An 18,797-nucleotide genomic window follows, 5' to 3' on the forward strand; every position below is an offset into this window, starting at 1 on the left:
CTTGACTGAAATGCACATCAAAAGAACCGACGTTCTTCCTTTTTTGGAAGCGTCGGTTCTTATTTTTTTCTGCTTAATATTATATTTCTGTTTACAGGTTAATGCCTCGGATGCGCCTTCATATACACATCGCGCATTTTTGCAACACCAAAATTCAAATAGATCTGTGTAGTGGAAATGTCCGAATGTCCCAGCATTTCCTGTACACTCTTTACATCCGCCCCGTTCTGCAGCATATGTGCGGCAAAAGAATGTCTCAGGGTGTGTGGTGTGATATCATGCTGGATTCCTGCTTCTTCCGCATATCCCTTCAGCACTTTCCAGAACCCCTGTCTGCTCATGGACTTTCCTGAACAGTTGGTAAAAAGGCTCTGTGTCTCATTTTCTTTCACAAATGTTCCACGGGCTTCTTTCAGATATTTCTCCATGGCATTCCTGCACACATTTCCCACAGGAATGACCCGTTCCTTCTCTTCATCGTGACAGACCACATAACCAAGCTGAAGATTCATATCCTCCAGATTCAGGTGAAGCAGTTCACTGACACGCATTCCTGTCGCATAAAGAAGTTCCAGCATGGCGCTGTCCCGAATTCCTTTCGGGGTATTCAAATCCGGCTGTCTCAGAAGTCTGTCCACTTCATCCACAGAAAGAATCTCCGGCATCCTCTTCTCAACCTTAGGTGGCTTCAGTTCCAGGGATGGATCTCTCTCAATCCGGCCTTCCTGCTGAAGATACTGAAACAGTGCACGGATCGAAGCCACATTTCTGGAAATGGTAGAAGAGGCAAACTGTCCTCTCTCCATGTAACTGAGATATCCCTCCAGTTCCAGCTCTCCCACTTCACGGATATCATAAATTCCACGCCCTTCAAAATATGCTGCCATCTTCTTCAGATCTCTCTGATATGACACCTCTGTATTATGAGATGTTCTTTTTCTATTATGTAAATATGTAATAAATTCCCGTATCTCTATGTCCATTCTCTTACATCCCGTTTCTAAATAACTCATTATCAACAAAATCGTAAAATCTGTATTCTTTTATGACTGAATTATACTGTGTATTTTACATAAAATCAAACGGTTTTTCAGCGCAAAACCACGCAATTTCAACACTTTCCGCCTCAAACCACCAAATATCGCAGATTTTATGGAAACCATCACTACATATTGTAAAAAATTTTTTCAAAAAAATTTCAGCCCCTTTACAACTTTCTCAAGAATCCACGGATTCAGGAAACTTTCCGCAAGAATTCCCCCTGTATACACCAGAAATGCAGTCATTCCCTGCCGGATATATAGCCTCGATTTCTGAGGTACAAGCCCATAGTTTTTCCAGATATCATAGGACTGTCTGTATACAAGACCAGCAAGATAAAAATACACCGGAATATAGATCACATACTGAGGAATCAGAAGTCCGGCCCCGGCCACACCTCCGTAAATACCAAATTCCAGCACGGATAAAGTCAGGATAAGTCCTGTCTCCATCCCAAGAATCAGCATATAAGCCACTGACAGCGGTACCCCAAATATGGTAAACCCACAGAAAAACAGAAAAAGAAAGAGTACTCCCCTGTGTCGTAACACTTCCAGCAAATATGCTCCGCCGGAAATATCTTTCCCCGCAAAATTCCGGATCAGATAGAAAGAAGCCAGGGTTTTCTGTTTCCATTCCATTTTCCAGATCAGATTCGGTATGATATTTCCCACCAGAAAACCGGTCAGAAAAAGAATCTCTGCCGGAAAACGACCAGCTGTTTTCCATTTTCTGCTTTCATTTCTTTTTTCCATTCACTCACCCTGTACCAGTTTACGTCCAAACTCTCCGTAATATAACCTGTTTCCGGGCAGCAAAAAAGCCGGCCAGCTATTAAAGCTGTCCGGCTTTCATTATTTCCAGAGTATTCTGTGAGCGAAAGCTTATTTTGCGTAATCAACCGCTCTGCTTTCACGGATCACATTAACCTTGATCTGTCCCGGATATTCAAGTTCTGCTTCGATTTGCTTTGCAATGTCTCTTGCAAGGAGAACCATATCTGCATCACTTACGTGATCCGGTACAACCATAACACGAATTTCTCTTCCTGCCTGAATAGCAAAAGATTTCTCTACGCCCTTGAACTCATTGGTGATATCCTCGAGCTGTTTCAGACGATTGGTATAGGTTTCCAGTGTCTCTCGTCTTGCACCAGGTCTTGCTGCGGAAATCGCGTCAGCAGCCTGTACAATACATGCGATAAGAGATTCCGGTTCCACATCGCCATGATGGGACGCAACTGTGTTGATAACAATCGGGGATTCCTTATATTTCTTACAGAGATCCACACCAATCTGGATATGAGAACCTTCCACCTCATGATCAATGGATTTACCAATATCATGAAGAAGTCCGGCACGTTTGGCCATACGCACATCCACACCGATCTCTCCTGCGAGAAGTCCGGAAAGCTGTGCAACCTCAATGGAATGTCTTAAAGCATTCTGACCATAACTGGAACGGAATTTCATACGTCCAAGAAGTTTCAGAAGTTCCGGATGGATTCCATGAACACCCACATCCATGGCTGCTGTCTCACCGTCTTCACGGATCTGTGTTTCCACTTCTTTCTGGGCTTTCTCCACCATCTCTTCAATTCTTGCCGGATGAATACGTCCATCCACAATAAGTTTCTCCAGAGCCACTCTGGCGATCTCTCTACGGATCGGATCAAACGCGGAGAGAACAACTGCCTCCGGTGTATCATCAATGATCAGATCCACACCGGTAAGTGTCTCCAATGTACGGATGTTACGGCCCTCACGACCGATAATCCTTCCCTTCATTTCATCACTTGGAAGCTGTACCACAGAAATTGTTGTCTCAGATACGTGATCTACCGCACATTTCTGGATAGCATTGACCACATATTCCTTGGCTTTCTTGTTGGCTTCTTCTTTGGCTCTGTTCTCAAGCTCCTTATAGAGTCTTGCAACATCCACCTTTACGTCATCTTCTACAGATTTCAGTAATTCTTCTTTTGCCTGTTCGGAGGTAAGACCTGAAACTCGTTCCAGTTCCCGTACTCCTTTTTCCTCAAGTTCATTTACTCGTTTTTCTTTTTCTTGTAACTCGTTAAATTTCGCTGTACATTCCAGCTCACGCTTCTCCACTGCATTGGCTTTTTTGTCAACAGATTCCTCTTTTGACAAAACTCGCTTCTCGTATCTCTGCAGCTCGTTTCTCCGTTCCTTGGTTTCCCTTTCCAGTTCATTTTTAGTTCGCAGAGATTCTTCCTTTACCTCAAGTAAAGTTTCGCGTTTCTTGGTCTCTGCTGCTTTCAATGCTTCATCAAGAATATTCCTTGCTTTATCCTCTGCTGTACCTACGATTTCCGCATCCTTGCGTACTTTCTTGTCAACAGCAACCTTGCAAGTAACAGGAACTGCAATAAGTAGCGTGACTACCACAGCGACAATAACACCGATAATTGTGCCTGCCACAGGAGCACCTCCTTATTTAGTTTTCATTGTACAAATACAACAATACAAGTTTAGCTGTTTTTCACATTTATGTCAAGTTTTTCTCATGAAAAAGCCGATTTTGGTTAGCACACATGAACTGTGACTTTTTTTGTATGGAATTATTCCATCTCGTGTCTCACACGGATGTTCATTTCTTCCAGAATATGAGAAATATCCTCGTACTTAAATGCTCTTCTGGCAAGGTACCCATAGAGTCTCCGCATCTGTCCTTCATCAAGCTCGGTATCCGGTGCATATTTCTTCTCTATGGTCTTCCGTAAAACGGCACGTTCATCGGGTTCCATAAGTTCTTCCATTTCCTCCCAGGCTTCCAGTGCAGTCTGACGGTCCACGCCTTTCATCTGAAGCTCGGAAAGGATCTTCTGGCGGCTCTTGGACTCCATGCGGAAAGAAATGTATGTCCTGGCATAACGGGCATCATTAATATAGCCGTAAGACTTCACATAGGCAATGGCATCCTCCACTGCCTCCGGTGAAAATTCAGCCTGACGGAGTTTATCCGTCAGGCCTTTCTCTGTACGATCCATATGTTCCAGAAGCCGCATGGCTTTCTTTCTTGCCCGGTTTCGTTCTTCCGGATTCAGCATGGATTATTCCTCTTCTTCCGTATCCGCTGTCTGTGTCGCAGCTTCTGCTGTTTCATCTGCCGGATCCAGGTGATACTGTACACGTACCTTCTTCTCGATCTCATCACGGATCTCCGGATGCTCTCTCAGGAACAGCTTGGCATTCTCACGTCCCTGTCCGATCTTATCACCCTCGTATGCATACCATGCGCCGCTCTTATTTACAATGGAGCAGTCTGCCGCAAGATCCAGGATGTCTCCCTCTCTGGAAATACCGGTTCCGAACATGATATCAAATTCTGCCTGTTTAAATGGAGGAGCCACCTTGTTCTTAACTACCTTCACACGGGTATGGTTACCTACCATCTCACCGCCCTGCTTCAGTGTCTCTACACGGCGTACATCCATACGGACAGATGCATAGAATTTCAGGGCACGTCCACCGGTTGTGGTCTCCGGATTACCGAACATTACGCCGACCTTCTCACGGAGCTGGTTGATAAAGATTACCACACAGTTGGACTTGCTGATAACAGCAGTCAGTTTACGGAGTGCCTGTGACATCAGACGTGCCTGCAGGCCCACATGGCTGTCTCCCATATCGCCTTCGATCTCTGCCTTGGGAACCAATGCTGCAACAGAGTCCACGATCACGATATCCACAGCACCAGAGCGCACCATGGTCTCTGTAATCTCCAGAGCCTGCTCTCCGTTATCCGGCTGTGAAATATAAAGATTATCAATATCCACACCGATATTCTTGGCGTAAACCGGATCAAGGGCATGCTCCGCATCGATGAATCCTGCGATTCCGCCTCTCTTCTGAACCTCGGCAACCATATGTAAAGCTACGGTTGTCTTACCACTGGACTCCGGTCCGTAGATTTCCACGATACGTCCCTTCGGCACACCACCTACGCCAAGAGCGATATCAAGGCTTAAGCATCCTGTAGGAACAGCCTCCACCTGCATATGGGAGCTGGAATCTCCAAGTTTCATAACAGAGCCCTTACCAAACTGCTTCTCAATATTTCCAAGGGCTGCTTCCAGCGCCTTCTGCTTCTCTTCACTGATCATTCTGCAATCTCCTATTCTTTCTTCTCTTCTATCGCTAAGTTTCCTGTTTTTTTCGAACCTTTGTTCGTGTTTTCTGTATTACATAGTATTATAAAACGGAATGATTGTCAAGCAGAAAAAGCAGATAGAAAGGTTTCCCTTTTTATCTGCTTTGTAAAATGAACGCCGCTTATTTTTTACTGATCGTTGGTCAGTTTCAGTTTATCCAGGATATAGAACACAAGGCTTAATGCCATGGCAACCACACACGCCAGTACCATACCGGTAAGCTCCACATTTCCAAGTTTCAGGGCAATTCCGGAAAGTCCCACAACAAAGACAACACTTGTCAGTGTCAGGTTTCTGGATTTGCTGTAATCCACGTGATTGTCAACCAGCATACGAAGTCCGGAAGTTCCGATCATTCCGTAAAGGAGGAAAGAAATTCCGCCGATAACCGGACCAGGGATAGTACTGATCAGAGCTGCCAGTTTGCCAAGGAAAGAACAGCAGATGGAAAGCACTGCCGCACCGCCGATAACCTGTACGCTGTAAACCTTTGTCACAGCCATAACACCGATGTTCTCACCGTAAGTGGTGGTCGGCACAGAACCAAGGCATCCGGAAACTGTAGTGGAGAAGAAATCCGCAAACAGGGATCTGTGAAGACCCGGATCTTTCAGAAGATTCCTTCCGACGATCTTTCCGGTTACGATCTGATGTCCGATATGCTCGGAAGTTACCAGAAGCAGTGCGGGGAAAATCGTCATGACAGCCTCAAAATTAAATTTCGGGGATGTAAAGTTGGGAAGAGCAAAAAACGCCGCTTCTCTTACCTGGGTAAAATCCAGAAGTCCGCATGCCCCTGCTGCCACATATCCTGCAATGATCGCGATCAGGATCGGAATAACAGAAAGAAAACCACGGAACAGGATCTGCCCGAATACCGCAACTCCAAGTGTCACCAGAAATACGATCACATTCTTCGGATCTACCTTTTCATCCAGAAGTCCTGCCGTGCTTGCCGCATTTCCCGCAAGTTCCAGACCGATCAGTGCAACTACCGGTCCCATTGCCGCGGTAGGAAGCACGATATCGATCCAGTCCGTTCCACACTGACGGACAATAAACGCCACGCACATACCTGCGATACCAAGTACGACGAAACCGCCAAGGGCATACTCATAACCGTACTTGCTGATGACCAGAAGTGCCGGTGAAAGAAAGGCAAAACTGGAGCCTAGGTATGCCGGTGCCTTTCCTTTTGTGATGAAAATAAAAAGAAGTGTTCCCACGCCGTTCATCAAAAGCACGATGGCCGGATTGATGCCAAAAAGGAACGGCACCAGTACGGATGCTCCGAACATGGCAAACATGTGCTGGATACTTAACGGTATCAGCATTTTTGCAGGTACTTTTTCTTCGACCTGTATGATTCTTTTTTCCACTCTCAAATCCTCCGTTTTTTATTATCCCACCGATTATAGCACAGGTTTTCTCATCGTGGGAGATTTTTTCCGCAAATATGCGTATGCTGTGTGGTATACTGTTGTTATCTCTTGGAAAACAGACGGATTCCGCAAATGCAAGTACAGTCTGTTCCGGACGAATTTTTTCAGAAAGGACTTTTCTTCTATGAAAGCATACGAACGACTTTTATCCTATGTAAAAATATTCACACCAAGCAACGAAGAAAGCACTTCCTCCCCTTCTTCCAGATGTCAGTTTGACCTGGCCCGCCTTCTTGTGGAGGAACTGAAAGGGCTTGGCATCTCTGATGTAACACTGGACGATCACTGCTATGTTTACGCGCATCTTCCGGCCACAGAAGGTCTGGAACACTGCAAAGCCCTCGGCTTTATCGCACATATGGACACAGTTTCCGATTTCTGCGACCATGCAGTCACACCTGTGATCACTGAAAATTATGATGGAAAAGAACTCCCTCTTGGTACAAGCGGCAGAACGCTTTCTCCGGAAATGTTCTCACACCTTACTTCTCTTGCCGGACGGACACTCATCACCTCAGACGGAACCACAATTCTGGGCGCAGATGACAAGGCAGGAATCGCAGAAATCGTCACAGCGCTGGAGCATATCCTTGTGGAAAAAATCCCTCATGGGCCTCTCTGTGTTGCTTTTACACCGGATGAAGAGATTGGCATGGGGCCTGCTCACTTTGATATAAAAAAATTCGGTGCAGATTATGCCTACACCCTGGATGGAGATACGGAAGGCGAGATCCAGTACGAAAACTTCAATGCCTGCAGCGCAAAGGTAACTTTCCAGGGTGTTAATGTCCATCCCGGTTCTTCCAAAAATACCATGATCAACGCTGCCCTTGTTGCCATGGAATTTAATTCCATGCTCCCCTCTGCGGATACGCCAAGGAACACAGAGGACTATCAGGGATTTTTCCATCTGTGCTCCATGAAAGGAGATGTTTCCCAGGCTGAACTTCAGTATATTGTCCGGGATCACGATGCCGCTTCTTTTGAAGTCCGCCAGAAGACTCTTGCACATATCACCAAAATTCTCAACGAAAAATGGGGTGAAGGTACCGTGACCCTTACCATCACCCAGCAGTACCGCAATATGAAAGAGATCATTGATACCTGCCCGTGGCTGATCACCCTGGCAGAGGATGCCTGCCGTGCCTGCAGTGTCACACCGCTGATCTTGCCTATCCGTGGCGGCACAGACGGAGCCCAGTTAAGTTTCATGGGACTTCCCTGCCCGAACCTTGGAACCGGCGGACATGCCTATCACGGGCCTTATGAGCACATTACTGTTGAAGGAATGGATGCTGCTGTAGATGTTACCCTGGAGATTATAAAACTGTTTTCCCAAAGGAAAGGCTAAAAAGAAATTTCTTCAAAAACCTGAATCGCCAGAAATCTGATATAAACAAAAAATACCCACAGATCCTCCAGCCGGTTATTTTCCGGAATAAATCTGTGGGTATTTCTATACCATATAAAATTCATCTGAACCAGGTCGAATCAGACGAAGACTTCCTTGATTCGGTTAAATAATCTTCATCATTCTCGCCAGTTTCTTCATATACCTTCCACCAGGCATCATGCCCAGATCTTCTTCACTTGGCTTACTTACAAACAGATATACAATAAAGTACACTGTAGCTGCCAGAATCACAGAAATACCAAGGCAGATCACATTGGAGTGAATCAGCGCATACAGTCCGTAATATACCACTCCTGCAACAACTCCCATTGGAATAGATGCCAGGAACGGGCTTAAATAAGCACTTCTCCACGGATTCTTATAACCCATGTATTTCTTGATGGAACGGTCATTAAGAAGACACATCACAACCGCATAGACGATCTGCGCGATGACAATGGTATAAACTCCAAGGTTGGTAAATACCAGAAGCAGTGCCATAGCGATCACATCGGCCACCAGAGCGATGGCTGCATGGATCATCGGAAGTTTCGGCTTGCCGATTCCCTGAAGTACACCGTTGGTAATATTAGAGTTACCGTTGAGGATAATGGTAATCCCTCCCAGAATCAGAAGCTGTCCGCCCACACCATTGGTTCCCGGGAAGATCAGTCTTGTGATCGGTCCGGAAAGAACCGCAAGACCTACTGCCGCCGGAATGGAGATCAGCATGCTGATCCATGTGGCACGGTCTGTTTTCATATTGGCGCCTTCGATATCATGCATGGCATAATGTGCAGAAACCTCTGGAATCATGGAAGTCGGCGCCGTACTTGCCAGGGTAAGCGGGATATTGATCAGTGTCATATAATATCCGTACTCGGAATACAGGGTCTGGATCACGTCTTTGGCAGCGCCTTTGATGTCCATAATACCGGAATACATATAGCTGTTGATATATCCGTTTACGTTGTAGATAAATGCGCTGAGAATGATCGGCATGATGATAAGCACGATATTACTCATTACATGTCCCATGCTCTCATTCACAGAGTGATGGTCATTAGCGATCCTTTTTCGAATGATCTTACGGTTTACCCCGTAGACGATCAGCATAAAGATCAGAGCGGACGCCACACCGGCACCGGTACCCATGGTAGCACCTGCCGCACCCCAGCGATGGACCAGATCCATATCTCCCGTTGCGGAGAAGTGCTGAATAAATACATGTGACATCAGAAGCGCAAAGGTTGCCACAAAAATCTGTTCAATAATCTGTGAGATCGATGTCGGCATCATATTGCGGTATGCCTGGAAATATCCGCGGAATACACCGCACAGACCAGACATGAAAATTGTAGGCGCAAGCATCTGCAGTGCCAGACGGGCATTTGCCATACTGTCCGGAACCAGGATTCCCGCACCAAATACACAGACAAGTGCCACGATGCCGCCGGCAACTGCCGCATAGATCAGAGCACCGTAAAATACTTTCTGTGCATCTTTATATCTGTGAAAAGCGATCTTTTCCGCCATGATCTTGGATACCGCCTGTGGAATACTGAAAGACGCGATCATCAGCAGAATGAAATATACATTCTGTGCAAACTGGAAAAGTGCAAAACTCTGGCTTCCCAGTGTGGTTGAAAGCGGGCTCTTGTACAGCATTCCGATGATCTTGGAGATCAGCGCCGCAACCATAAGAAAAGAGGCGTTTTTCACAAGTGTGTTATCGTTTTTTTTACCCATTTTACTTTCCTTAACTTAAATATTCTCGATCTGCCAGTCAATGGGTTCTTCCCCGTTGGCTTTCAGAAATTCGTTGGCCTTACTGAAATGTTTGCATCCGAAAAATCCCCGGTAAGCAGAAAGGGGGCTTGGATGTGGTGCTTCCAGGATCAGATGCTTCGGATTGTGAAGCATGGATGCTTTCATCTGGGCAGGCCGGCCCCAGAGAAGAAATACGATTGGACGGTCCTCCTCGTCCAGGATCCGGATGGCGGCATCGGTAAACTGTTCCCAGCCGATCCCCCTGTGGGAATTGGCCTGATGGGCACGGACTGTCAGCACTGTGTTTAAAAGAAGCACGCCCTGTTTTGCCCATTTTTCCAGATTGCCGTTGTTTGGGATGTAACATCCCATATCATCCTCAAGTTCTTTATAAATATTCACCAGGGATGGCGGTGTTTCCACACCTTTTTTTACGGAAAAACAAAGCCCGTGGGCCTGTCCGTCATTGTGATAGGGGTCCTGTCCCAGGATCACAACCTTCACCTGATGCAGCGGCGTAAAATGAAACGCATTGAACAGATCTTCCGGAGGCGGAAAAATCTTTCTTGTTCTGTATTCTGTCATCACGGTTTTATAAAGTTTAGCATAGTAAGGCTGGTGAAACTCACCTTTCAGCGCCTCCTGCCAGTCTCCCGCTATAGGAGCCATATCCTTCACCTCTCATCCAACTTATCTTCTCACGGAAATTCCTTTTTCCGCAAGGTAATCCTTCACTTCCCGGATCTCCAGTTCTTTGTAGTGGAACAGAGATGCTGCCAGTGCCGCGTCTGCTCCGCCTTCAGTCAGTGCATCATAAAAATGCTCCAGAGTTCCGGCACCACCGGAAGCGATCACCGGAATGGAAACCGCATCTGCAACAGCTCTTGTAAGTTCAATATCATATCCTGCCTTGGTTCCGTCACAGTCCATGCTGGTAAGAAGGATCTCACCTGCGCCAAGTTCTTCCACCTTCTTTGCCCATGTAAGAGCATCGATACCGGTATCCAGTCTTCCGCCATGTTTGTAGATATTCCAGCCGCCATCCGGCCTTCTCTTGGCATCAATGGCAACTACCACACACTGGCTTCCGAATTTCTGTGCAGCCTCATGGATCAGCTCCGGGCGGTCGATGGCTGCGGAATTTACAGAGATCTTATCTGCACCTTCACGGAGAAGTTTCCGGAAATCATCCACAGTACGGATTCCTCCACCTACGGTAAAGGGGATAAATACATTGGCAGCAACAGCTCTTACCATATCTACCACCGTATCACGCTCTTCACAGGAAGCCGTGATATCAAGAAAAACAAGCTCGTCCGCACCGGCTGCGTCATAAGCTTTGGCAATTTCCACCGGATCTCCGGCATCTTTCAGATCAACAAAATTCACGCCTTTTACTACACGTCCTTTATTTACGTCCAGACATGGGATAATTCGTTTTGTAAACATGATTATGCCTCCTCCTTTCCGGTGCCTGCCTCAAGTGCCGCAAAATTCTCAAGGATCTTCAAGCCCCACCGGCTGCTTTTTTCCGGGTGGAACTGGCATGCAAATACATTCCCCTTCTCCACAGATGCGTGAATACATGTACTGTACTGCGTGGTGGCTTTCACGATCTCTTCATCTTCTGCCTGAAGATAATAGGAATGTACAAAGTAAACGTATGTGTTTTCCGGAATATCTTTAAATAATCTTCCGCTGTTCTGAAGATGCAGGGAATTCCATCCCATATGCGGGATCTTCAGTCCCGGGCTTGGCGGGATCCGTAAGATCTTTCCCTTCAGGATTCCAAGGCCTTCCACTCCCTGAGTCTCATCACTGCTCTCAAAAAGCAGCTGCAGTCCAAGACAGATTCCAAGAAATGGAGTTCCTTTTTCCACGATCTCATGTATTACCGGAACAAGTCCGTACTTATTGAGATTCTCCATAGCATCGCCAAAACTTCCAACACCTGGAAGAATTACTTTATCTGCTTTCAGAAGCACCTGGGGATCTCTTGAGACGACAGTCTCCTGTCCCAGATACTGAAGTGCTTTTTCCACACTTTTTATGTTTCCTGCATCGTAGTCAATGATTCCTATCATAATAATGCTTCCTCCTGCTCTTTTGTATCTCGATATTCCTCTCTCACCTTCGATTTACATTGATTTAGTATAACGCAAAAACAGGCGGTTGCAAAGACTTTTCTCTGCTGCCGCCCGTTTTTTCGCATTATCACACTAAAGTTTCATTATTTCCGATCCAGTGTAAACCAGAATTCCACACCATTGTCAAAGTTCTGCACGCCGTATTCCTGGTTCATGCTTTCCATGATAGCTTTTACAATGGACAGACCGATACCGCTTCCACCGTATTCCCTGGTTCTCGCTTTATCAACTTTATAAAATTTATTCCAGAGATTTGGCACATCTGCCTCAGGGATCGGAGTTCCTGTGTTAAATACACTGATCTTCACACGGTTATCCTCATCCTGAAGTTTGATCTCGATCTCTTTTTCACCATCCAGATGATTCAGGGCATTGCTTACATAGTTTGTCACAACCTCTTCGATCTTAAACTCATCGGCCCATACATAAACCGGCTTCTCCGCCTCAAAGATCACATTGGCCTCTTTCTGTCCGATCATGATATTCATGGTCTGGAGTACACCACGGATCAGGGATACGATATCAAACCGCTCCATCACAACTGCATCTTTGCCGGATTCCAGCTGGTTCAGGGTAAGAAGATTTTTTACCAGTTTATTCATCTTGGAAGCTTCATCCATAATGACATCGCAGTAGAACTCTCTGCTCTCAGGGTCATCGGAAATGTTTTCTTTCAGACCTTCTGCGTAGCCCTGGATCAGAGCGATGGGAGTTTTCAGCTCATGAGATACGTTATCCAGAAATTCTTTTCGCATCTTGTCGATCTTGATCTTGTCCTCAATGTCCCGCTGCAGTTCATTGTTTGCGGATTTCAGTTCACTGATGGTGGTCTCAAGCTGTGAAGACATCCGGTTGAAATTATCTCCCAGGACATCGATCTCATTGCCCACCTTGCTCTCGTATTTTGCCTCAAAATCCAGATCTGACATTTTTTTTGAAAGATCCGTAAGCTCACTGATGGGACGGGTGATCCGTCTGGTCACAACCATAATGATCAGGCCGCTTAAGATTATGATCATCAGGCCTACCACAAAGTAGAACTTATTGGAAATATTGGCGCTCTCCCGGATGCTTTCAAGTGGTGTCCTTATAATAAAATAATGATCATCATCCAGCTGTCCCCAACATTCCACATAATCCATTCCCGCAAACCGGTCGTGGGACTGCTGAATCGTATAGTTGTCGCCTTCTTTCAGAGTCCGGCTCTTATCTCCGTCCTCATCCAGATCGTAGACATAGCCAAACAGTTTGCTCTGAAGCATTTTTTCATTTTCGCCCCAGGAAAGCCAGCTGGTATTGCTGCTGTCGATGATGACCCAGGAAAGATTGTTTCTGGAGCTTGCCCTTTGCACCTCATCCGGGATACTTTCTGATCCTTCCCCGCTGTCACTGTTCATCATCTTGTCAATGTCTGTATTTTCCAGCGTTGTGCGGAGATCCAGAAGTACATCGATTTTTTTTGTCACATAATATTTTTCAAGAAAAGCTCCGTTGATCACGGTGATGGTCAGGATGGATAAAAACAGCAGTCCGATAAAATATGCGGTGATCTGATGGCGGAGACTGTGGATTTTTTTCTGCTTTTGTTTTTTCGCCTGCTTTTTCATTCTCCTACCTCAAACTTGTATCCCATACCCCAGACTGTCTTGATGTACTCTCCTTTGTCGCCCATTTTGCTTCTCAGCTTCTTGACATGGGTATCAATGGTCCTTGCATCTCCGAAGTAATCATAATTCCACACAGAATTGAGGATCTTTTCTCTGGAAAGGGCGATTCCCTCGTTCTCCAGGAAATATGTCAGAAGCTCGAATTCCTTGAAACTTAAATCCATCGGTTTATCATCTACCGTTGCCTGATGTGCTGCCTTGTCGATAACGATGCCACCTGCGGAAAGTACCTCGTCCGGGTTACTCTGTCCGGTTCTTCGAAGGATAGCTTCTACACGTGCCACCAGGATCTTTGGGCTGAAAGGTTTGGAAATGTATTCATCTACCCCAAGTTCAAATCCCAGAAGTTCATCACGTTCATCGCCTCTTGCTGTCAGCATGATAATCGGAACCTTGGAATTCTTGCGAATCTCACGGCATACTTCCCAGCCGTCCATCTTCGGCATCATCACGTCCAGAATCAGCAGTGCGATGTCTTTTTCTTTATAAAAAATATCCATGGCTTCCTCACCGTCACCAGCTTCCAGTACCTGGAAATTCTTTTTGGTCAGGAAATCTTTTACCAGTTTTCTCATTCTGCTTTCGTCATCTACTACAAGAATCTTTAATGCGTCCATTCTATCTTCCTCCGTTTCTATGATTATCCCTCTGTCGTGTATATTCTCGTCATTTATACTGGTAATATATCATAGGTTTGTGTTGTGTGTGTGAACGTAATTTCATTTTTTAAGAAAATTTTGTGTAAAGCAAATATAAAAAAGAGAACCCTTTCACATTCAAAAGGATTCTCCGATTTTTTCTCCCATAAGTACTCTTGTTTCCATTCCTGCCTGTGAATTTTTGAGGATATCTTCATCTGGCTTTACCGCATTTTTTTCGGTGATCAGCACAATGGTGGAACCTCCGAAAGCAAAATTGCCTTTTTCCTCTCCACGTTTCACAGATGCCCTTCTTGGCCGGTTTTCGATCTTCCCCACAAAGAGAGCACCAACTTCCATCATCAGCACGGTACGGAAATTTTCTGTTTTCAGAAGGGAATATTCCCGGCTGTTTTCTTTATAAATAGGACAGGCATCGTTTGCTACGGGATTGACTGTATGCAGGATTCCCGGGATTCGGATCCGCCTGGACTCTGCTGCATTATCCGGGTAAATATATCTGTGATAATCCTGGACGCAGAGACGAAGTACCCATACATAACCACCCTGATATCTTTTTCCAAGGGAAGGATTCCTTAAAAGTTCCTCCACTGTATATTCAGTCTGTTTGATATGAAGACGGGCTTTTTCATCTACAGGATATACGCTGGCACGGCAGTCACAGGGACTGATAAAATGCCCGGGTTCCATATCGATCCTGCGGGCATCTTTTCGGATCTTACGCTTAAAGAAATCATTGTAGGAAGTATATTTCCGTTTTTCATAATCACTCATATCCAGATGATTGAGCCGGATAAACGGTTCCACCGCTGCCGCCGAAATCCTGGAATCCAGAAATTTTCCCATGGCAATGGAAACAGCCGGATTGACCAGGGGACGGATCATCATACGCCCGGCCACTGAACCATAGATCTTTTCCAATAGATTATTCTGAAAAGAATCCTCTTCTTTAATATTTCCCTTTCTGTCTGCTGTCCGGATCATAAACTACCGCCTCTCTCCATGGAAAGTTTGTAGAGATAATTGAATTTCCACCATCCTTCATTGTAGAAAAGGACCAGAAGAACTGCCACTGCAACTACCGCAACGATGATCACCAGCTCCCGGTTGGTCGGCTTACGGAATTTAAAATCCAGGATAAACAGAAGTCCTACTGCCAGCATTGCAATGTGAAGGATCACCACGAACCATTTATACTCCGGAAAAAGCAGTGATACCACAAACAGAAGAGGCAGAATCACGGACATGGACGTGATGGGAAGTCCCTGATAATATTTCCGGTTCTCGGAAGTTTCATTCTGGCGTTTCTCTTCCATAACATTGAAATATGCCAGGCGGATCAGGCCTGCAAGGCCATAGAATAAAAGAATGGCAATTCCGTAAATATGATACATACCAAGTTTAAATCCCAACACAATGGGAAGGATTCCAAAACAGACGATATCTGCAAGGGAATCGATCTGAATTCCGAAACACTTCTCTTCCTCCGTTCTGTTCTTCTTGGTTCTCGCAATCTTTCCGTCAAACATATCGCACAGTCCGGAAAATGCCAGACAGCACACTGCTGCCGAAATATGGTCTGTCACAGCGCAGAAGATCCCGATCATGGAAGACACTACGCTTATGTAAGTCATTATTACCGTGTAATCATAAAATCCTATCATTTGCACACCTCATTTTTTCTCTTTCGATTACTTTTTCCCAATAGTCAGCTGCGCCACTACTGTAAACACTGCACTGATCAGCAGTTCCCCGTAATATCCAAGACCTCTGCTAAGTACCATTCCCGGAAGCAGCAGTCCCCCGAATACCGGGCTGAAAATATTAAGGAACAACGTCTCACTGATTCCCATTCCTCCCGGAAGCGGCAGCATATCCACAGATACCGAGATCACTGCCTGGAGAAAAAGGATCTCCCAGAATCCGGTACCGTGAAGGCCAAAAGCCTGATATACAAACCAGGTTACCGCAAACAGTGCCATACGCTGGATAAAAGTGATTCCAATAACTTTAACGATCACAAATGGATTATTCTTCAGATATGCCGCAGTATTTCGGTAAGTATCCATGGAATCTTCCAGTTTTTTCAGCCGCCCCTCTTTTTTCTTCATCAGATGAAGCCGCTCCAGAAGTTTCATTCCCTTTACCAGGATTGCTTTTGCCAGAAGGGGATGGAACACCAGGATGGTCATAAATGTAACGCAGAAAATATTCAGTGCCAGGCCCAGATAAAACACCGGCAGGATTCCTTCCAGATATTTATGGAGAAATCCTCTTCCGAAAATCGCGATTCCCACACCGATCACCACAAGCACCAGTTTATAGGTGATGGTTACAATCATCAGGATCACCGTTGATACCGGAATGGAAATCTTTTCTTTTTTCATATAGTAGATCTGCATGGGCTGTCCGCCACTGGCGGACGGTGTGATACAGCTGAAAAAGAAACCCACAGAAGAAAACAAAAAGCAGGTTCTCTTTTTCAGACAGATCCCACTGGACCTCATCATGTACCAGATGATGATGGATTCCCCCCAGATAAAAAATGCTACCAGTGCAATTCCCGGAACCAGCCACCGTTTATCTGCTCTGTGTATGGCATCCATCATGGAAGATAAATCTTCTCCGTGAAAAACACCGTAGACAGTCAGGGCAAACACTACTGCCAGAAACACTCCGTTAAATATGATCTTTTTTCTGCTCTTCATCCCTTGGCACCTTCTGTATATCTGTTGATCTTCTTCTCAATTTTAGTTCCAAACCGTTCATAAATATGCCAGATTTCTGTTTTCTGTCCCAGCATAAAGCATATCTGTGCCAGGATTACACCACCGGCTACATCCACCAGAACATGCTGCTTGGTAAAAAGGGTAGACAGAAAAACCAGCACAGCCAGCACAAAGGATACGCCCTTGTACCATGCCGGAATTCTTTTCTGATCTTTGATTCCCAGGAAACAGAACCAGCTTACCAGACAGTGAATGGATGGAAAAAGGTTATCCGCCGCATCAATGGAATAAAGCCACCCTGCCAGCAGATTCCAGAACCCGCTTCCTTCGATCGCCGGTCTTGTGTTGGTGGTTGGATATACCAGAAATATGATCAGACACACGCAGCGGGATATAAAATCTGCGGTAAAAAAACGGTAAACCTGTTCCTTCTCCTGCCTTGCCGCAAGAATATAATTCACTGCCCAGAATATATAACATCCGAAATAGACAATTAAAAACTGCGGCACAAACGGGAGCCGCAGGTCAAGACTACTTTCTATGTTGTGATGGTACCAACCGCCTGCAATTGCCCTTGAACCGGAATATACAAGACAGTTAAATACAAATGAAAAAACAAGGGGAAAAAGCCCGTACGCAGGTACAACCCCTGTTACATATTTCCAAAAACGTTTCATAAATTCACGCCTCATTATTTTATTGATCTCAGGAAGAAAACGTATTTTTTCCTGATGTTTTCTGTTACTCACAGTATAACAGTCGGGGCATATGGTTTCAACTAAATATGGGAATTTTAAGAATTGTTAAGATTTCAGTTCAGCTAATTTTTCTTTTTTGTTCATACTTTTTTCAGAATGACGTCACAGAATGACCACAAAATGTGAGTATATTATTAGATGTGCAAAGGGTACTACCTTTGATAACACTTTTTTCTTTTTCATACTGCCGGGGCTACCTCCAAACAAAGCCCCGGCCTCCTTCCTTTTTATTTCCCCATTTTTTAATTGTGCCATGCAAGACGTACACTGGACGGATGTACTTCTTTTGTCATCCAGTCTACATCGTTGGTGATCCAGTCCATGATACCCAGCTGGCGTGTCTCCCATGCGATGGTTGCCTCTCTTGCTTCCGGTGTTTCTTCCACTTCCATGGTGGTGTCGATCTCATCGTATCCGAAAATATATCCGCCTGCGCTCCAGATGCTGAAGTTGCTGTCCGGGCCCGGATCTATTGTATCGCCTCTCTGTGCCACAAGTCCGTCATGACGGGCTTTGTATTCTTCCTCACAGCCGTCTTTTAATTTTGTCATGAACATTCTGTGGCGGATCAGCTCTTTGTTTTCTCTCACAACACCAAAATTATGATACATCAGACGCATGTCTTTTCCAGGGGTGGAGATCCAGGTAAATGTATCCTGGATTTTTTCGGTCAGTGCTGCTTTTACTTTCTCCTCTTTTGGAGAGATCACAGCTCCGTCTGCATTTTCATAATATCCGAAGATCAGGTCTGCAGCATTCCAGATGCTGAAATTATGAATGCCGTTGCGATCCAGATATGCGGTAAGCTCCGGCCAGATTTCGCCTAAGGTCTTACGGTAATCGTTCATTTTTCCTTCTTTTACTTTCATTGCAAAAGCATGTCGTTCCATTTATCTTTCCTCCTGTTGTCTTTTTCTCTCCACATTCTGAATTGATTTTATCACTTTTATCCTGCATTTACAATTATGAAGACATATTTGTCAGACAGATATTCGTACTCTGCATTCAGTACTT

The 18,797-nt window shown here is 45.3% G+C and carries 18 protein-coding genes; 1 reads left to right on the forward strand and 17 read right to left on the reverse strand.

Annotation, left to right across the window (positions count from 1 at the left end; all coding sequences use genetic code 11):
- Positions 1 to 98: 98 nt before the first annotated feature.
- The 6 genes from xerD to uraA all read right to left on the reverse strand — a co-directional run bounded on the left by xerD (position 99) and on the right by uraA (position 6,597).
- Complete coding sequence (gene xerD, locus GPK88_RS12205) at positions 99 to 983, reverse strand: site-specific tyrosine recombinase XerD (RefSeq protein ID WP_215707852.1); 885 nt, start codon at positions 981 to 983, stop codon at positions 99 to 101.
- 204 nt (positions 984 to 1,187) lie between these two features.
- Positions 1,188 to 1,796, reverse strand: a complete 609-nt coding sequence (locus GPK88_RS12210) for a stage II sporulation protein M (protein ID WP_021976877.1) — start codon at positions 1,794 to 1,796, stop codon at positions 1,188 to 1,190.
- A 129-nt stretch (positions 1,797 to 1,925) separates the two neighbouring features.
- Positions 1,926 to 3,485 carry a ribonuclease Y gene (gene rny, locus GPK88_RS12215; protein WP_021976878.1) on the reverse strand — a complete coding sequence of 520 codons (1,560 nt, stop codon included), beginning with the start codon at positions 3,483 to 3,485 and terminating at the stop codon, positions 1,926 to 1,928.
- Positions 3,486 to 3,625: 140 nt separating this feature from the next.
- The gene (locus GPK88_RS12220) at positions 3,626 to 4,114 is read right to left on the reverse strand and encodes a regulatory protein RecX (RefSeq protein ID WP_118062124.1); all 489 of its coding nucleotides are present in this window, start codon (positions 4,112 to 4,114) and stop codon (positions 3,626 to 3,628) included.
- Between the two features lie 3 nt (positions 4,115 to 4,117).
- Positions 4,118 to 5,170 (reverse strand): recombinase RecA, encoded by a 1,053-nt coding sequence (recA, locus tag GPK88_RS12225; protein ID WP_148447443.1) that lies wholly within the window; start codon positions 5,168 to 5,170, stop codon positions 4,118 to 4,120.
- A gap of 176 nt (positions 5,171 to 5,346) precedes the next feature.
- The gene (gene uraA, locus GPK88_RS12230) at positions 5,347 to 6,597 is read right to left on the reverse strand and encodes a uracil permease (RefSeq protein WP_118062122.1); all 1,251 of its coding nucleotides are present in this window, start codon (positions 6,595 to 6,597) and stop codon (positions 5,347 to 5,349) included.
- A 187-nt stretch (positions 6,598 to 6,784) separates the two neighbouring features.
- On the opposite strand from uraA, the gene pepT reads away from it, so the two are divergent.
- Positions 6,785 to 8,011 carry a peptidase T gene (gene pepT, locus GPK88_RS12235; protein WP_215707853.1) on the forward strand — a complete coding sequence of 409 codons (1,227 nt, stop codon included), beginning with the start codon at positions 6,785 to 6,787 and terminating at the stop codon, positions 8,009 to 8,011.
- Between the two features lie 165 nt (positions 8,012 to 8,176).
- Here pepT and GPK88_RS12240 read toward each other — a convergent pair whose 3' ends face one another.
- From GPK88_RS12240 to GPK88_RS12290, 11 genes are all read right to left on the reverse strand, one after another.
- Positions 8,177 to 9,802, reverse strand: coding sequence for a putative polysaccharide biosynthesis protein (locus tag GPK88_RS12240; protein ID WP_215707854.1), 1,626 nt, complete (start codon positions 9,800 to 9,802; stop codon positions 8,177 to 8,179).
- 15 nt (positions 9,803 to 9,817) lie between these two features.
- Positions 9,818 to 10,492 (reverse strand): uracil-DNA glycosylase, encoded by a 675-nt coding sequence (gene ung, locus GPK88_RS12245; RefSeq protein WP_021976884.1) that lies wholly within the window; start codon positions 10,490 to 10,492, stop codon positions 9,818 to 9,820.
- A 21-nt stretch (positions 10,493 to 10,513) separates the two neighbouring features.
- Positions 10,514 to 11,272, reverse strand: coding sequence for an imidazole glycerol phosphate synthase subunit HisF (hisF, locus tag GPK88_RS12250; protein WP_021976885.1), 759 nt, complete (start codon positions 11,270 to 11,272; stop codon positions 10,514 to 10,516).
- A 2-nt stretch (positions 11,273 to 11,274) separates the two neighbouring features.
- Complete coding sequence (gene hisH / locus GPK88_RS12255) at positions 11,275 to 11,907, reverse strand: imidazole glycerol phosphate synthase subunit HisH (RefSeq protein WP_021976886.1); 633 nt, start codon at positions 11,905 to 11,907, stop codon at positions 11,275 to 11,277.
- Positions 11,908 to 12,053: 146 nt separating this feature from the next.
- Positions 12,054 to 13,577 (reverse strand): sensor histidine kinase, encoded by a 1,524-nt coding sequence (locus GPK88_RS12260; RefSeq protein ID WP_148447454.1) that lies wholly within the window; start codon positions 13,575 to 13,577, stop codon positions 12,054 to 12,056.
- Entirely contained in the window at positions 13,574 to 14,254 is a 681-nt protein-coding gene (locus tag GPK88_RS12265; RefSeq protein WP_148447456.1) for a response regulator transcription factor, read from the reverse strand. The genes GPK88_RS12260 and GPK88_RS12265 overlap by 4 nt, the downstream gene beginning before the upstream one ends.
- 159 nt (positions 14,255 to 14,413) lie before the next feature.
- Positions 14,414 to 15,280 carry a phosphatidylserine decarboxylase gene (locus tag GPK88_RS12270; protein ID WP_215707855.1) on the reverse strand — a complete coding sequence of 289 codons (867 nt, stop codon included), beginning with the start codon at positions 15,278 to 15,280 and terminating at the stop codon, positions 14,414 to 14,416.
- A complete protein-coding gene (locus tag GPK88_RS12275; RefSeq protein ID WP_148447457.1) occupies positions 15,277 to 15,960 on the reverse strand; it encodes a CDP-alcohol phosphatidyltransferase family protein in 684 nt (227 codons plus the stop codon). The genes GPK88_RS12270 and GPK88_RS12275 overlap by 4 nt, the downstream gene beginning before the upstream one ends.
- Before the next feature lie 27 nt (positions 15,961 to 15,987).
- The gene (locus tag GPK88_RS12280) at positions 15,988 to 17,004 is read right to left on the reverse strand and encodes a lysylphosphatidylglycerol synthase transmembrane domain-containing protein (RefSeq protein WP_148447459.1); all 1,017 of its coding nucleotides are present in this window, start codon (positions 17,002 to 17,004) and stop codon (positions 15,988 to 15,990) included.
- Complete coding sequence (locus tag GPK88_RS12285; RefSeq protein ID WP_148447461.1) at positions 17,001 to 17,702, reverse strand: phosphatase PAP2 family protein; 702 nt, start codon at positions 17,700 to 17,702, stop codon at positions 17,001 to 17,003. Before GPK88_RS12285 ends, GPK88_RS12280 begins: the two co-directional genes overlap by 4 nt.
- Positions 17,703 to 18,025: 323 nt before the next feature.
- Positions 18,026 to 18,673 (reverse strand): L-rhamnose mutarotase, encoded by a 648-nt coding sequence (locus GPK88_RS12290; RefSeq protein ID WP_021976893.1) that lies wholly within the window; start codon positions 18,671 to 18,673, stop codon positions 18,026 to 18,028.
- Positions 18,674 to 18,797: the final 124 nt, after the last annotated feature.

Source organism: Blautia sp. MCC269, from assembly GCF_018785655.1.
Lineage (GTDB): Bacteria > Bacillota > Clostridia > Lachnospirales > Lachnospiraceae > Blautia_A.

What these genes read in the sequence shown, in the direction of transcription:
- xerD (WP_215707852.1), bottom strand. Translation starts at nt 983, where the DNA reads ATGGACATAGAGATACGGGAATTTATTACATATTTACATAATAGAAAA.
- GPK88_RS12210 (WP_021976877.1), bottom strand. Translation starts at nt 1,796, where the DNA reads ATGGAAAAAAGAAATGAAAGCAGAAAATGGAAAACAGCTGGTCGTTTT.
- GPK88_RS12220 (WP_118062124.1), bottom strand. Translation starts at nt 4,114, where the DNA reads ATGCTGAATCCGGAAGAACGAAACCGGGCAAGAAAGAAAGCCATGCGG.
- recA (WP_148447443.1), bottom strand. Translation starts at nt 5,170, where the DNA reads ATGATCAGTGAAGAGAAGCAGAAGGCGCTGGAAGCAGCCCTTGGAAAT.
- pepT (WP_215707853.1), top strand. Translation starts at nt 6,785, where the DNA reads ATGAAAGCATACGAACGACTTTTATCCTATGTAAAAATATTCACACCA.
- GPK88_RS12240 (WP_215707854.1), bottom strand. Translation starts at nt 9,802, where the DNA reads ATGGGTAAAAAAAACGATAACACACTTGTGAAAAACGCCTCTTTTCTT.
- ung (WP_021976884.1), bottom strand. Translation starts at nt 10,492, where the DNA reads ATGGCTCCTATAGCGGGAGACTGGCAGGAGGCGCTGAAAGGTGAGTTT.
- hisF (WP_021976885.1), bottom strand. Translation starts at nt 11,272, where the DNA reads ATGTTTACAAAACGAATTATCCCATGTCTGGACGTAAATAAAGGACGT.
- hisH (WP_021976886.1), bottom strand. Translation starts at nt 11,907, where the DNA reads ATGATAGGAATCATTGACTACGATGCAGGAAACATAAAAAGTGTGGAA.
- GPK88_RS12260 (WP_148447454.1), bottom strand. Translation starts at nt 13,577, where the DNA reads ATGAAAAAGCAGGCGAAAAAACAAAAGCAGAAAAAAATCCACAGTCTC.
- GPK88_RS12265 (WP_148447456.1), bottom strand. Translation starts at nt 14,254, where the DNA reads ATGGACGCATTAAAGATTCTTGTAGTAGATGACGAAAGCAGAATGAGA.
- GPK88_RS12270 (WP_215707855.1), bottom strand. Translation starts at nt 15,280, where the DNA reads ATGATCCGGACAGCAGACAGAAAGGGAAATATTAAAGAAGAGGATTCT.
- GPK88_RS12275 (WP_148447457.1), bottom strand. Translation starts at nt 15,960, where the DNA reads ATGATAGGATTTTATGATTACACGGTAATAATGACTTACATAAGCGTA.
- GPK88_RS12280 (WP_148447459.1), bottom strand. Translation starts at nt 17,004, where the DNA reads ATGAAGAGCAGAAAAAAGATCATATTTAACGGAGTGTTTCTGGCAGTA.
- GPK88_RS12285 (WP_148447461.1), bottom strand. Translation starts at nt 17,702, where the DNA reads ATGAAACGTTTTTGGAAATATGTAACAGGGGTTGTACCTGCGTACGGG.
- GPK88_RS12290 (WP_021976893.1), bottom strand. Translation starts at nt 18,673, where the DNA reads ATGGAACGACATGCTTTTGCAATGAAAGTAAAAGAAGGAAAAATGAAC.